The sequence below is a fragment of the Rhodococcus sp. IEGM 1409 genome (genome assembly GCF_030056735.1).
In the GTDB taxonomy this organism is placed as follows: Bacteria; Actinomycetota; Actinomycetes; order Mycobacteriales; family Mycobacteriaceae; genus Rhodococcus_F.
This window is the reverse complement of the sequence record NZ_JASHKN010000010.1, coordinates 57,521-70,862: the sequence shown is the minus strand read 5'-3', so window position 1 is coordinate 70,862 and position 13,342 is coordinate 57,521. Positions and strand designations below refer to the sequence as shown.

General features: G+C 62.9%; 13 protein-coding genes. 7 read left to right on the top strand and 6 right to left on the bottom strand.

The annotated features are described in order from the left end of the window. Window positions 1-109: 109 nt before the first annotated feature. Window positions 110-2,320, top strand: a complete 2,211-nt coding sequence (locus QM716_RS23260; RefSeq protein WP_283306499.1) for a putative glycosyltransferase family protein — start codon at window positions 110-112, stop codon at window positions 2,318-2,320. Here QM716_RS23260 and QM716_RS23255 read toward each other — a convergent pair. Together QM716_RS23255 and QM716_RS23250 are read right to left on the bottom strand one after the other, a co-directional pair. Then, window positions 2,275-3,255, bottom strand: coding sequence for a Gfo/Idh/MocA family protein (locus QM716_RS23255; protein ID WP_019746438.1), 981 nt, complete (start codon window positions 3,253-3,255; stop codon window positions 2,275-2,277). The genes QM716_RS23260 and QM716_RS23255 overlap by 46 nt on opposite strands. A 2-nt stretch (window positions 3,256-3,257) precedes the next feature. After that, on the bottom strand, window positions 3,258-4,358 hold the full coding sequence (locus tag QM716_RS23250; RefSeq protein ID WP_283306497.1) for a DegT/DnrJ/EryC1/StrS family aminotransferase: 1,101 nt from the start codon (window positions 4,356-4,358) through the stop codon (window positions 3,258-3,260). A 110-nt stretch (window positions 4,359-4,468) separates the two neighbouring features. Here QM716_RS23250 and QM716_RS23245 point away from each other — a divergent pair, with 110 nt between their 5' ends. Together QM716_RS23245 and QM716_RS23240 are read left to right on the top strand one after the other, a co-directional pair. Continuing rightward, window positions 4,469-5,185, top strand: a complete 717-nt coding sequence (locus QM716_RS23245) for a DapH/DapD/GlmU-related protein (protein WP_283306495.1) — start codon at window positions 4,469-4,471, stop codon at window positions 5,183-5,185. 124 nt (window positions 5,186-5,309) lie between these two features. Continuing rightward, a complete protein-coding gene (locus QM716_RS23240) occupies window positions 5,310-6,263 on the top strand; it encodes a lysylphosphatidylglycerol synthase transmembrane domain-containing protein (RefSeq protein ID WP_349307364.1) in 954 nt (317 codons plus the stop codon). A gap of 3 nt (window positions 6,264-6,266) precedes the next feature. Here the strand turns inward: QM716_RS23240 and rfbB are convergent, their stop codons facing one another. Beyond that, window positions 6,267-7,271 carry a dTDP-glucose 4,6-dehydratase gene (gene rfbB / locus QM716_RS23235; RefSeq protein ID WP_283306492.1) on the bottom strand — a complete coding sequence of 335 codons (1,005 nt, stop codon included), beginning with the start codon at window positions 7,269-7,271 and terminating at the stop codon, window positions 6,267-6,269. Between the two features lie 98 nt (window positions 7,272-7,369). Between rfbB and rfbA the strand changes: the two genes are divergently transcribed. From rfbA to QM716_RS23215, 4 genes are read left to right on the top strand one after another with little or no spacing between them, the layout of a single operon-like run. Then, the gene (gene rfbA, locus QM716_RS23230; RefSeq protein WP_283306491.1) at window positions 7,370-8,245 is read left to right on the top strand and encodes a glucose-1-phosphate thymidylyltransferase RfbA; all 876 of its coding nucleotides are present in this window, start codon (window positions 7,370-7,372) and stop codon (window positions 8,243-8,245) included. Window position 8,246: 1 nt separating this feature from the next. Then, window positions 8,247-8,852 (top strand): dTDP-4-dehydrorhamnose 3,5-epimerase family protein, encoded by a 606-nt coding sequence (locus QM716_RS23225; protein ID WP_283306490.1) that lies wholly within the window; start codon window positions 8,247-8,249, stop codon window positions 8,850-8,852. Window positions 8,853-8,902: 50 nt separating this feature from the next. Beyond that, a complete protein-coding gene (locus QM716_RS23220; protein WP_283306489.1) occupies window positions 8,903-9,994 on the top strand; it encodes a S1C family serine protease in 1,092 nt (363 codons plus the stop codon). 34 nt (window positions 9,995-10,028) lie between these two features. Next, the gene (locus QM716_RS23215) at window positions 10,029-10,901 is read left to right on the top strand and encodes an ATP-grasp domain-containing protein (protein ID WP_283306488.1); all 873 of its coding nucleotides are present in this window, start codon (window positions 10,029-10,031) and stop codon (window positions 10,899-10,901) included. Here QM716_RS23215 and QM716_RS23210 read toward each other — a convergent pair. The 3 genes from QM716_RS23210 to QM716_RS23200 are packed head-to-tail and all read right to left on the bottom strand — an operon-like array spanning window position 10,890 to window position 13,317. After that, window positions 10,890-11,858, bottom strand: coding sequence for an alpha/beta hydrolase (locus tag QM716_RS23210; RefSeq protein WP_283306487.1), 969 nt, complete (start codon window positions 11,856-11,858; stop codon window positions 10,890-10,892). The two genes, QM716_RS23215 and QM716_RS23210, sit on opposite strands and share 12 nt — an antisense overlap. 19 nt (window positions 11,859-11,877) lie before the next feature. Continuing rightward, complete coding sequence (locus tag QM716_RS23205; RefSeq protein ID WP_283306486.1) at window positions 11,878-12,789, bottom strand: PIN domain-containing protein; 912 nt, start codon at window positions 12,787-12,789, stop codon at window positions 11,878-11,880. A gap of 54 nt (window positions 12,790-12,843) precedes the next feature. Next, window positions 12,844-13,317, bottom strand: coding sequence for a GtrA family protein (locus QM716_RS23200; RefSeq protein ID WP_283306485.1), 474 nt, complete (start codon window positions 13,315-13,317; stop codon window positions 12,844-12,846). Between the last annotated feature and the right edge of the window lie 25 nt (window positions 13,318-13,342).

The window sequence follows — 13,342 nt, the reverse complement described above, 5'->3', positions numbered from 1 at the left end:
ACTCGTCGGAATACTACGCTCCGAGAAACAAGGCGCAGCCCAGGCTCCGAGAAAAAGAGCACGACCCAGGCTCTGACAACAGCCATCGACTCGAAGACGAAAGCACATCGTGAAATCTGACTTATCGCTCGCACAACGCGTGGTGCCGCCAATTCTTCTCGCCGCTCTGGTGTCGATCGTGGCCGCCATCCCCTTGATCTCCAACCGGTGGTTCTACTACTGGGACGACAGCGCAGCAGCTTTCACGCCTGGTTGGCACACGATCGGCGAGCGAATCCTGTCCGGTTCGTGGCCGACGCTCATTCCCGAATTGTGGGCCGGCGGCAACGTCACCGCCGAAGCCCTTTACGGGACTTACAATCCCGTGATCCTTCTGGATTCGGTTGCCATTGCGCTCATTCCGAACCTGGGTATCGGAATCACGCTGGTCAAAATGCAGTTCATGGCAGTACTCGCGGTGGGCGTCTACCTGGTGGCCCGCCAGTACGGCGCCAATCGGTCGATGGCTTTCATCGCCGGCTTTGCCATGCCGTTCGCCGGATACACGCTCTATTTCGACGCGTCCAGTTGGGCGTCCGGGCTGATCGCCTTCGCTTGGATCCCTCACGTCTGGTGGTCCACTCGCGCCAGCGCGCTCGGCCGGGTGAACCCTCTGGTACCGATCATTTTCGGCTATCTCGCGATGACCACCGGCAACCCGTACGGCGCAGTCGGTGTCGCGGTCGTCTACCTCGCTGTCATAGCGGAATGCATCGCCGTCAAACGCGCAGGCAGCATCAAATCACTGATGATCAGCGCGGCAGCGATCATCATGATGTCGCTGATCGTGTACCTACCACTGCTGTTCACCACCGGCGTGTCGGTGCGTACCCAGTCCGGAATCGCGAACGACGGTTCGCTTCGACCCGATCTCGGTGATCTGCTCAACCTCTCCGGTCCGTCGAACCAGCCGTACGTCACCGCTTTCGCTTTGCCCGCCATGACAATTCCACTGGTGTACCTGGCCTGGTTCCTCATACCGCTCGCACCGTGGATTCAATGGAAGTCACTGAAGAAGTTGGGCCGCCACAGCGTCTCGCTCTTCGTCTTCGGCGGAATTTACGTCGTGCTGCTTCTCGGACCGTCGAATCTCTGGCTGTTCCGTTGGCCGGCGCGACTGCTCGAGTACGGTCAACTGCCCGCCATCGTGGTCACGGCGGTGGCCCTCTCCGCCGGACTACATCGTGACCGAATCCAGACGAGAGCAATCATCACCGCGGGATTGTTGGCACTTCAGTTCTATCTTGCCTGGTCGAATGTCCCGGAAGATATCGGCATTCACTCGGCGTCACTGCTCATCACCGTGGTTCTCACCGTTCTCGCGTTGGTTGTGGCCTACCGTAAACCGCGCTACCTCGCCGGCGCCCTCGCTGTCGGCATCGTCGTCGTGCTCAGCGCCCAGACCAATTTCTGGTTCACCGGGAACTACAACGTGACACCGTGGAAGTTCCCCAGGCAGGTGGCGTTCCTCGAGTCCAAGTTCGAGGACCGTTACCAGGGAACTACTTTCGCGATCGCCGACCCCGTCAACATTCCGCCGGACAATGAAACCGGGCAGTGGGGTGACCTCCTGTTCGGCAGCGCCTGGCAGCCGGCCGGTGTCAATGCCGTCAACAGCTACGCCGGAATCAGCTACAACGATTTTGTTCAAGCGCTGTGCTTGAACTACTACGGCGGCGTCCAGTGTCCGGACGGCGTCGACCGACTGCTCGCCGAATCACCGGGCACCGGAGTGTCCTGGCTCGACGCGATGCGTATCGATACGGTCGTAGTTCAGAATTCCGGACCGTACGGTGGAAAACGCGCCCTCGACGCCCTACCCGAAGGCGAGTGGACCGTATCGCCGGATCGGATGGTTACCGTCGGCCATCGCACCACCGAGCATCAGTGGCCCGACGGCCGCGTATCCGTAACGACGCCTGGTCTCGACGTGCGTGGCGATGCTGCCGCTACGGACACCCGGGAAACCGTCGAGTACACCGGGTCCGGCACGGTGACATTCGCCCTGCTCGCCTGGCCCGGCTGGACCGCGACTGTAGATGGTCAGACGGTCGAAACGAAGGCGAGCCCCGGCGGGTTGTTGCAGGTCGATCTACCGCCGAGTGCCGCGTCCGGATCTGCCCTCACCATCGAATTCAGTCCACCCGGAAGCACTTTCGGATGGACTGTCGCCGGCGTCGGACTACTCCTGGCACTCTCGCAAGGAGCCTGGGCCTTCCGACGCCGACGCAGCGGTCAGGACGACAACGCCGCAGCCAACGCAGATTCCGTCACTTCGTGAACCGCGCGGTGAGCGGGCAGAATCGACGCCCGCTCACCGTCGGCATCACCTGTGCCCTGCACCAATCCGAGGAAATGCGTCAGCTGCGCGGCCAGGGGTTCCTCGCTGTAACGGATCGTCGGAATTTCGATGACTGTCTGCTGCTGGTAGCCGTCGCGATCGGTAGGCATGTTGTCGTCGATGTGCCGGTAGATGGTGATGTCGCGACGCAAGAGATCGATCTCGATGAGTCGATCGGCCTCGAGCAACGACAGCTGGCGAATCTTGCGCTGACTGATTCGGCTCGCGGAAATCGTTGCAACAGCCCCTGATCCGAACCGCAGTACGGCGTCGGCGCAATCTTCCGACCGGTTCTGCACGGACGTCGGATGGAAGTAGCCGAACTCCCCCTTTGCCAAACTGGGTTCCGAACCGGCAAATCCGATGGCAAGGTCGATATCGTGGATCAGCAGGTCCGTCGCGACACCCGTCGGAATGCGGGAAACGAACGGAGAGTGGCGGATACCGTTCACCTGCCACACATCGCCGGAGAACTCACGGGCGGTGCGGACAGCGGGATTGAACCGTTCGAGCAGTCCACACATCAGGGGAACACCGGACGCGCGTGAACGATCGACCAAGTCGACGCTCTGCTCGTACGTCGCCGCCAACGGCTTCTCCACCAGGACGGGCTTACCCAGATCGAGAACCCGCCCGGCCAACTCGTAGTGCGCGGGCGTAGCCGCGGCGATCACCACGGCGTCGATACCGTCGAGCGAGTCGAAATCTGCGGCCCAACGCGTATCGAACCGCGCAGCAACAGCTTTGCCCTGCTCCTCGCGCGGCTCGATCAGCAGATCCAACTCACACAGTGCCGACTGTGCGATGACCCGCGCATGCAGCGAGCCCATCTGACCGGATCCGACGAGGGCGATACGTGGCTTGCTAGCAGTCATTTTCAGGCCTCCATGGCGCCGCGTACTGCGGCAACGATCTGATCGACGTCGCCGGCGGACAACGCAGCGTGGACGGGGATGCTCAGGCACCGCGATGCCACCGAAGTGGCCACCGGCGTCTCCTCGACGACGACGCGCGGATGTTCGCGGTAGCACTCGTAGTCGTAGACGGCCTTCGGGTAGTAGATGCCGCTACCGATGTCCTTCGCGGCCAGACGCTCGCTCAACTGATCGCGAGTGATCGGTGCGTCCTCGGCCAGCAGCAACGTGAACTGATGCCAGACATGTCCGCGGCCCGGCAGCTCGCTCGGCAAGATCAGTCCTTCGACGTCCTTCAGGCCTACGCGCAAGGCCTCCGCATTGCGTCGACGGGCCTCGACCTGCTGCATGTAGGTCGCCATCTGGGGCAGAGCCAAGCTCGCCTGAAGATCGGTCATCCGGTAGTTCTGGCCGACCATCTCGTACTGGTAGCGCGCCCGCATCCCCTGGTTACGCAGGACACGGAGTCGATCGGCGATCGCATCGTCGTCGGTGGTGATCATTCCGCCCTCGGCGGTCGTGAGGTTCTTCGTTGCGTAGAACGAGAAGCAACCCACGCCGAAGCTGCCGGCGCCTCGCCCGTCGAACGTCGCTCCGTGCGCTTGAGCGGCATCCTCGACGACAGTCAGACCATTCTTCGATGCCAACGGCACCAACGCATCCATGTCCGCCGACTGGCCGTACAGATGAACCGGCATCAGAACCTTCGTGCGCTCCCCGATTCGATCGGCAGCGACAGCAGGGTCGATATTGAAATCGGACTCGGAGATATCGGCAAACCTCGCCGTCGCACCCGCCTCGAGGATCGCATTGAGCGTGGCCACGAACGTGAACGGCGTGGTCAGAACCTCGTCGCCGGGCTGAAGATCCTGCACCTGAAGAGCCGCGATCAATGCGGTCGTGCCGTTGTTCACCGCCACCGCGTGTCGCGTCCCGACCAGCGCTGCGAACTCGTCCTCGAGCCGCTTCACCTTGGGTCCCTGCGCGACGATCCCCGATCGCAGAGTGTCCAGCACCTCGCGCTCGACTTCTTCCCCGAACGAGATACTGGATATCGCGATCACTGAGTTACCTCCGATAGATTCATCCGACCGTCGTCGGAACGAAATACCCCGACAACCCAGGAAGCGTATCGAAACACGATTCGATACTTCGAGAGGATTCCGGAACCCGCATGTCTGAACGAGCCGACTGCCACATCCATCCAACCGCCGCGATCGGCGCCGACGTACTGATCGGGACAGGTGTGACCATCGGGCCGAATGCCGTACTGACCGGCCCACTCGAGATCGGCGACGACTGTTGGATCGGCGCGGGAACGGTACTGGGAGCTCCCCCCGAGATCCTCGGCGCGCTGCACCCCACGTCCTGGTCCGTCAGCGCCGGTCTGGGAATTCGAATCGGTGCTCGAACGACGATTCGCGAATTGAGCACCGTCCACCAGGGCAGCGAACGGCGAACCGAAATCGGCGAGGACTGCTTCGTGATGAACAGAGTCGGAATCGAGCACGACGTTCAGATCGGTGACCGGTGCGTCGTGTCATCCGGTACGACGCTCGCCGGGCATGTCAGCGTCGGAGACGGCGTCAACCTGGGCATGCACACTGTCGCGCACCAACGACGCGTCGTCGGCTCCGGATCCATGGTCGGGATGGGAACCGTCGTGGTCAAGGACGTTCCGCCCTTCGCCAAAGCATTCGGCAACCCGGTGTCACTGCACGGTGTCAACCGAATCGGAATGAGTCGATCGGGTATCTCGGAGGAAGACATCGCTGCGATCGAAGCCGTCTACTCCGCGGGCAGCTTCGGTACGTCACCGGCCATTCCGGACTCACTGTCGGAAGCCTTCACCTGGTGGCGGGAACGCGCCGACAAACCGCTCGTGGTGTAGCGAGGCAAATCCTGGTTGGTATCGTCTGCGAAATGACGAACGGGCGGGATGCAGGCGCGTGAGTACCTCTCCCGAATCTGAACAACCGGTCGAAGACGTCGAACCGGCCGCACCGCCGAACGCGCTGCGTGGTCTTCTCGTCAACGGATTCAAGGTGCTCGTCACCCTCGCGATCGTCGTTGCGATCGTCTTCGCGGTGAAGTCCCAATGGTCCGAGGTCAAGAACACGATCACAGAGCTGAACTGGTGGACGCTTGCCGCTTCGTCTGTGTTCATCTTCCTCGGCATGGGTGCCGCAGTGCGTGCCTGGCAACACGCACTCGGCGCACTCGAACAACCGATACCGGCATTCGACGCCGCGCGCGCTTATCTGGTCGGCCAACTCGGCAAGTACCTTCCCGGCAGCGTCTGGGCATTCGTTCTGCAAACGGAACTTGTCAGGCGCGCCGGCGTGTCCCGGGCGGCAGGTTTCGTCGCGGTACTTGTCACGGTGGGTTTGAGTACAACTTCGGCGTTGGTCGTCGGACTCTTCGGTCTGCCCGCCCTGTTCGAGGTCAGCACAGTAGCCGCGGTCGGCGTGATCATCCTGGTCCCGATCGCACTTGTCTGCGCGTATCCGCCGGTGCTCACACGCCTGGTGAACCTCGCACTGAAACTGCTCCGCCGCGCACCACTGCACAAACCGCTCACGATGCACAAGATCGCCCTCGCGTTGGGCTGGTGCGCAGCCAGCTGGGTGCTCTACGGCATCCAGTTGTGGCTGCTCGCGTCGAGTTCGGCCGGATTCGAAATTCGTGGGCTCGTCGAGTGCATCGGCGCTCTAGCCCTCGGTATGTGCGCGGGCGTCCTCGTGTTTGTCGTCCCGTCCGGAATCGGTGTCCGCGAAGCCGTCATCGTCGCGGCGCTTTCGCCGTTCATGGATGCCGGCGTCGCGCTCGGCCTCGCACTGGCGTCGAGGCTGCTGTTCACCCTCTGTGAGGTCTTTGCCGGCGTCGTGGCTGCGCTGTCCGGATCACGAGTCCTGCGCAACGCACTCGTACACGAGCGTTCCCGGGTGCCGGACCCCACCAAAGCCTGAGGCTCAGTCGACGACTTTCTCCGAAGCGGAATACTGTGTCTCGACGCCGGCCTTCTGCGGACGCCACCACTTCTCGTTGTCGCGATACCACTCGACGGTGGCTTCCAGTCCGCTTCGGAAATCGCGGTACTGCGGCTTCCACCCAAGTTCCTGCTGGAGTCGCGTCGAATCGATCGCGTAGCGCAGATCGTGCCCGGGGCGGTCGGTGACGAAGTCGAAATCGTCCGGCTTGCGTCCGAAGATTTCGAGCAGGGTCCCAATCACGGTTCGGTTGTCGGTTTCACCGTCGGCGCCGATCAGATACGTCTCGCCGGACCTTCCGCGGTCCAGGATGTCCCACACCGCACGATTGTGGTCCTCGACGTGAATCCAGTCGCGGACGTTGCGACCTTCCCCGTACAACCGAGGACGTACCCCGTCGATCAGATTGGTGATCTGGCGTGGGATGAACTTCTCCACATGCTGGTACGGGCCGTAGTTGTTGGAGCAGTTGGAGATGGTCGCCGCGATCCCGAACGAGCGCACCCAGGCGCGCACGAAAAGGTCACTCGACGCCTTCGACGCCGAGTAGGGACTCGACGGGTTGTACGGTGTCGCCTCCGTGAACTTCGTCGGATCATCCAGTTCGAGGTCTCCGTACACCTCGTCGGTGGAAATGTGGTGATAGCGGACCCCGTGTGAACGCACTGCCTGCAGGAGCGAGAACGTACCCATGACGTTGGTGCGCAGAAACGGTTCGGGGTCGGCGAGGGAATTGTCGTTGTGGCTTTCGGCAGCAAAGTGCACAACTGCGTCGGAGCGCGAGACGAGATCGTCAACCAGTGGCTCGTCGGCGACGTTGCCGTGTACGAACGTGATCCGGTCCTCGACCGACGCCAGGGACTGGCGATTTCCGGCGTAGGTCAGGGCGTCGAGAACCGTGACTTCCACGTCGGGACGCGTCGACACCGTCTGATGAACGAAATTGGCACCGATGAAGCCGGCACCCCCGGTGACCAGTAGTCGCACTTCATCTCCTCAGGCTCATCGAACGAACTCCCACTTTAGCGGCCGAATTCGCCATGTCCCGTTTGCATCGGCGGGCAGGAGTGCAGGACACTGCACGCATGCGCGGAATCATTCTGGCCGGTGGCACCGGGTCGCGGTTGCACCCGATCACCCTCGGAGTGAGCAAGCAACTCTTGCCTGTCTACGACAAGCCGATGATCTATTACCCGCTCTCCACTCTCATGCTCGCCGACATTCGCGACATCTTGATCATCACGACCCCACACGACGCCGAACAATTCCGCCGGGTTCTCGGCGACGGCTCACAATTCGGCGTGAATCTCACGTACGCGATCCAGCACGAACCCAATGGCCTCGCAACGGCATTCACCCTCGGCGCGGATCACATCGGATCCGAATCCGTAGCGCTTGTCCTCGGCGACAACATCTTCTACGGCCCCGGTCTCGGAACCCAACTCAGGCGTTTCTCCGACATCGATGGTGGCGCGGTCTTCGCCTACTGGGTGTCGAACCCGACTGCCTACGGGGTCGTCGAATTCGACGACTCCGGCCGGGCGGTGTCCATCGAGGAAAAACCGACATCACCGAAATCCAATTACGCGGTCCCTGGCCTCTACTTCTACGACAGTGACGTCGTGGCCATCGCACGCACTCTGAAGCCCTCTGCGCGTGGCGAATACGAAATCAGCGACGTCAACCGGCACTATCTCGAGGCAGGCAAACTCTCTGTCGACGTCCTCCCTCGCGGAACGGCGTGGCTCGACACCGGCACTCCCGATTCCCTGCTCGAAGCTGCGAACTACGTGCGAACCATCGAACACCGCCAGGGCCTCAAGATCGGTTCACCTGAAGAGGTCGCCTGGCGTCAGGGGTTCATCAGCTCCGACCAATTACGCACTCAGGCAGAAACATTGGGCAAATCCGGGTATGGCGACTATCTACTCGAACTGCTCGAGCACGGCAAGGAATGGTGACGTGGAAATTCGTCCACTGAAAATCGCCGGAGCCTGGGAGATCACGCCGAAGCAGTTCGGCGACCATCGCGGCGTCTTTCTCGAATGGTTCAAAAGCTCTACCTTCACCGCCGCGACCGGCCGCACTCTCGACCTCGCCCAGGCCAACTGCTCGGTTTCCGAAGCCGGCAGCCTCCGCGGGATCCACTTCACCGACGATCCACCCGGACAGGCGAAATACATCACCTGTGTGAAAGGTGCCTTCCTCGACGTCGTCGTAGACCTGCGCGTCGGATCACCGACCTTCGGCGAGTGGGACGCGGTGGTGATCGACGACGTCGAACGACGAGCAGTATTCCTCGCGGAAGGCCTCGGCCACGCGATCCTTTCGCTCGAAGACGGATCGACAGTGATGTATCTGTGCAGCATCGAATATTCCCCCCACCTGGACCGCGACCTCGATCCCTTCGATCCGGAACTCGCGATCGAATGGCCGAAGAGGGATCGTAACGGCAACCCCCTCACCTACGAGCTCTCCGCAAAGGACGCTGCCGCACCATCCCTCGCGACGCTCCGCGCAGACGGCCTGTTGCCCGGTTTTGTGGCCGAAGATTCGCAGAATCGGTAATCTTCACCTTTCACACTCGATGGCATGACACCGGCGGGACGGACGGCTGGATGACCAAACGTGCGAGCAGACGCGGCCTGTGGACGGCCGTCGTTCTCGCAGCCGGACTCGGCGGTCTCGCGCTGGTCGCCCCGCCCCTGACTCCAGGCACGATCGAGTCCGCTCCCGTCACGGTCATCACGACCACCCCAGCCGCGCCGGTTGTTCCGCTCACTCCGGACGAACTCTCGGCCCGGGTGGTCCCCACCATCGTCACCATCACCGCGCCGGCCGGATTCACCACCACCGCAGGAACCGGGATCGTGCTCTCCGCTGACGGAGTGGTGCTCACGAATCACCACGTCATCAGCGGAGCCTCGGACGTCACCGCCGTCAGCATGTCCAACGGACTGATCTACGACGCCGAGATCCTCGGTTACGACAGCGTCAGCGACCTTGCCGTTCTGCGCCTTGCGGGCGCCACCGATCTGCCGGTGGCAGTGGTCGGCAAGTCCACGGAAGCCGCTCGTGGGGATGCCGTCACCGCAATCGGAAATGCCGAAGGTGGCGGAAAACCCGTCCCGGCTCCCGGCGTCATCACCAACCTCGGTGTCACCGTCAACACCCGCAACGTGTCCGACGGTTCGCGAAACCAGTTGAAGGGCCTCATCGAGGTGGACGCGGACATCCGGCCGGGCGATTCCGGTGGCCCGCTGGTCAACGCTGTGGGCGAACTGATCGGCGTCAGCAGCGCGGGCAACGCCGTCACCGACCGCACCGAAACCTCGCCGGCGCCTCAGTCCTACGCGATACCGATCGACACGGCACTACCGATCGTCGAGCAGGTACTCGGTGGCCGCTCCTCCGAAACCGTGCGCGTGGGACCGACACCCGTACTCGGTGTCGCGGTGAAGGACCACGCAGAAATGCCGCCCGGCGCGGAAGTTGTTGCCGTGAGCTTCGATTCGCCAGCCGAACGGGTGGGGCTCACCAAAGGTGCGGTCATCACGGAGTTCGGAGACAGCCGGATCGCGTCGTCCGCGGATCTCAATGCGGCGATGAGCTCGCACCGCCCCGGCGATACCGTCGCGCTGACGTGGGTGGACGCAACGGGGCAGCCCGGGGCCGGGTCCTTGGTTCTCGACGAGGGACCACCTCGCTAGCCTCCAAGAGCTCTAGCCGTGAAAGCATCGTGGCATGACCACGGTCCTTCTCCTCACCTGTGACGGCGCCGCCCGCGAGGCGGATGTCGAAAGCAAACTCGTCATGGAAGCTCTCACCACCTACGGCATTGCGTCGACAATGGCGCCGTGGTCAAGCCCGTCCCTCCGCGATATCGACGCCGACCTGGTTCTGATCCGGTCTACGTGGGACTACACCCAGCGCCTCGGCGAATTTCTTGCCGTCCTCGATCAGCTGACCGCCCCGATCGCCAATCCCCTCACGATCGTCAAGTGGAACGCCCACAAGGGATACCTGACCGAACTTGCCGCGGCCGGCGTCCCCATCGTCCCCACCGCTGTGCTCGCCGCCGGAATCACCGCCGGAAAGAGCGAAACACTCACCCTCCCTTCCTTCGAGAGTGCCGACGTCATCGTCAAGCCTGCGGTGTCCGCCGGCGCTGTCGGAGTCGGAAAATTTGCCTCCGGGTCCGCGCAGGCCCACGCTCACCTCAGCTCCATCCTCGAGAGTGGCAACGACGCATTGGTCCAGCCCTTCATCTCGGACGTCGTCGACGGCGAGCGCTCGATCATCCACATCGGCGGACGCTACTCCCATGCGGTCCGGAAGATCCCGGCCGCCAACGACTTCCGTGTGCAGGAATTCCACGGCGGAACCAACCACCTCCACGAACCGTCCGCCGCCGAACTCGCGGTGGCCGACGCGGCACTGGCCGCAGCCCCATGCGTCCCCGGCGAATTGCTGTATGCGCGTGTCGACGTCGTGGGGCCGGTGGATCAACCACTGCTCATGGAAGTGGAATTGATCGAGCCCGAACTCTTTCTGCCATTCGCCCCTGGATCCGCCGACGCGCTCGCCCGTGCGGTTGTCGCGTCACTACATCTCTGATTCCTGGGGCGGGACCGTATCGAGCCTGGTGCGAATGAACCTGGCAACGTCACGTAGGGCAGCCCGGCTCTCCGGCAAGCCAGGCCAGACGGCGGGAAACGCATGAACCTGTCCGTTCCAGATCTGCAGCGAACAGTCCACCCCGGCGGCGGCGAGTCGCTGCGCCATGACCTCCGAATCAACTCTGAGCACCTCGGATTCGGCGGCGATCAGCAACGACGGCGGCAACGCGGCCAGATCGCCGTCGATGGGTGAGTTCGTCTGTCCGCCAAGCTTTCCGATCGCCATCAAGGCCGACACCGGGGCGATGACGTCACGTCGAGCGTTGGCATGGACCGATTTGGCGGTGCAATCGAGATCGAGGAGCGGTGAGAGTCCGACAAGACCGGCCGGAACCTCGAGCCCGGCGGAAACAGCTGCAAGCGCCGTCGCGAAGACCAGGAAACCTCCGGCCGAATCACCCACGAAGACAACCTTTTCCGGCAATGCTCCCTGTTCGAGGAGCCACCGGTATGCATCCAGGCAGTCGTCGACGGACCCGCTGATGCTCGTACTCGGCAACTGCCGATACGCGACGTGCAGGACCGGAAGGCCGGTTCGCTTGGCGATGCTGGAAACCACCGGCCGATGCGTGTTGAGCCCGCAGCACATGAACCCACCGCCGTGCAGGTAGAGAACGACACCGTCGCGCAGATCAGCCGTCGAGCCTGCCGTGCGCACGAGTTCACCGTCGAAACCCGGAAAACGAATCGCCTCCCGATCGATCCCGAACGGAATGCGCACACCCGCGGCCGAGTCCAGAACTGCGGCGCGGCGCATGGCGCCAGGCGTCAGCGGCGCGATCCCGACCACGGGCCGAAGCATCCATCGGCACGCGTTGTAGAGGACCTGTGATTCGATACTCGGCCTGCCGTATCGAGTTCCGGTCCTACGACTGACAGTCGGCAACAGAGACATCTGTCCAGATTAGAAGCGATCAGGCACCGAAGAGGTCGACTTCGTCGAGATCGTCGACGATCGTGACCTTTCGTTTCCGCCCGCCGATGACCTTGCCCAGACCGCGCAGTCCACCGGACTGAGCTTTCGGAGCTGGCTCGATGCGCTGAGGCGCAACTCTCGTCCGCGCTGCGCGCTGAACGGGCTTGGGTGCGGGAGCTACTGCAGGTGCCGCGGGCGCTACGGAAGCCACGGGTTCGGGAATCTCTGCTGGAACCACCGCTTCCGGCTCCAGAAAACCTTGAACAATCTGCGGGGCCTCGGGGGCGACCTCAGCGACTTCCTCCACCTGAACCGGTCCGTCGATCACCGGGATGTCCGACGCCCACCGGACCCGATACTCGAGGCCACGCGCCGCCAGTTCGTGTGCCAGGTCGCCATGCCACACACCGTCTTCGCCATCGCCGTACGCCCGTGCGTCGGAGCTGACCCAGATCACGTCGACGCCCGGGTTGCGGTCGGCGAGATCGAGCACGGTCAGCCAATTCAGCGTCGCCGGATATCCGTCACGTTTCTTCTTGTCGACGTACGGCCGGCGCAGAGAGATCGCCCTCTCGGCCACCTCGAGATGCGAAACGTCGACTGGATCGACCACTTCGACGCCGATCGCGACGAGGTCTTCGATCACGTCGTCGACGTAGCCGTCGGCCTTGTCGTGAGCCGCGTCGACAAACCTCGTGAGGTCGCGCCGCAACCCCAGTCGGTCGTACATGCGCGCCTGGACGCTCAGGGCCGCGATCATCTCCGCCGATTCCTCGCGGTAGCGACTCGCAACCTCGAGTACGACCAACCGCGGCACGACGACGCGGTGTCCGAGTGCGCGAGCGTCGGCGATGGCGGTGTCGAACCGTGCACCCCTGGTCAGGGCCGAAGAATCGAGAACGATGATCATGCGCTCGATTCTCTCTCGAGAAACCGGACGAATGCGCTAATCCACCCCGAACCGTTACTTGATCTTGAAGATCACTGCCCGCTGAACGATGAAGTTGATGACCGTCGCGGTGCCCTGCGCGATGACGAAGGCCAGCGGTGTCCGCCACCAATGTTCGTCGAAGACATGGACCATCACTTCGTTGAGTCCGACCTGAACGGCAAAAGTGACCGCGTACAGCGCAACAACCGCGATGAAGCGGGCCCGCGAAGGCTCGGCCTTGAACGTCCACCGACGATTGATGAGATACGCCGTCGTGGTGCCCGCGACGAAGCTCAGCGATTTGGCGGCGACGCGCGGCAACCCCAGCGCCAGGAGCAGCACGTACAGCCCGTAGTCCACGACCGCCGACAGGCCACCCGTCGCGACGAACCTGACGATCTGCGTTTTCAGGTCCATCGCGTCGTCGGCGATGTCCGTCGTGACAGGAATCTCGACGGGCAGCGGGACATGGGGTTCGTGCTGGTGACTTGCAGGTGTTTCGGGCACGACGACGAGAGTAACCACTCGAGTC

Excerpts from the sequence above, each read along its gene's own strand:
- QM716_RS23215 (WP_283306488.1), top strand. The coding sequence starts at position 10,029 with ATGACCACGGTCCTTCTCCTCACCTGTGACGGCGCCGCCCGCGAGGCG.
- QM716_RS23210 (WP_283306487.1), bottom strand. The coding sequence starts at position 11,858 with ATGTCTCTGTTGCCGACTGTCAGTCGTAGGACCGGAACTCGATACGGC.
- QM716_RS23245 (WP_283306495.1), top strand. The coding sequence starts at position 4,469 with ATGTCTGAACGAGCCGACTGCCACATCCATCCAACCGCCGCGATCGGC.
- QM716_RS23205 (WP_283306486.1), bottom strand. The coding sequence starts at position 12,789 with ATGATCATCGTTCTCGATTCTTCGGCCCTGACCAGGGGTGCACGGTTC.
- QM716_RS23255 (WP_019746438.1), bottom strand. The coding sequence starts at position 3,255 with ATGACTGCTAGCAAGCCACGTATCGCCCTCGTCGGATCCGGTCAGATG.
- rfbA (WP_283306491.1), top strand. The coding sequence starts at position 7,370 with ATGCGCGGAATCATTCTGGCCGGTGGCACCGGGTCGCGGTTGCACCCG.
- QM716_RS23220 (WP_283306489.1), top strand. The coding sequence starts at position 8,903 with ATGACCAAACGTGCGAGCAGACGCGGCCTGTGGACGGCCGTCGTTCTC.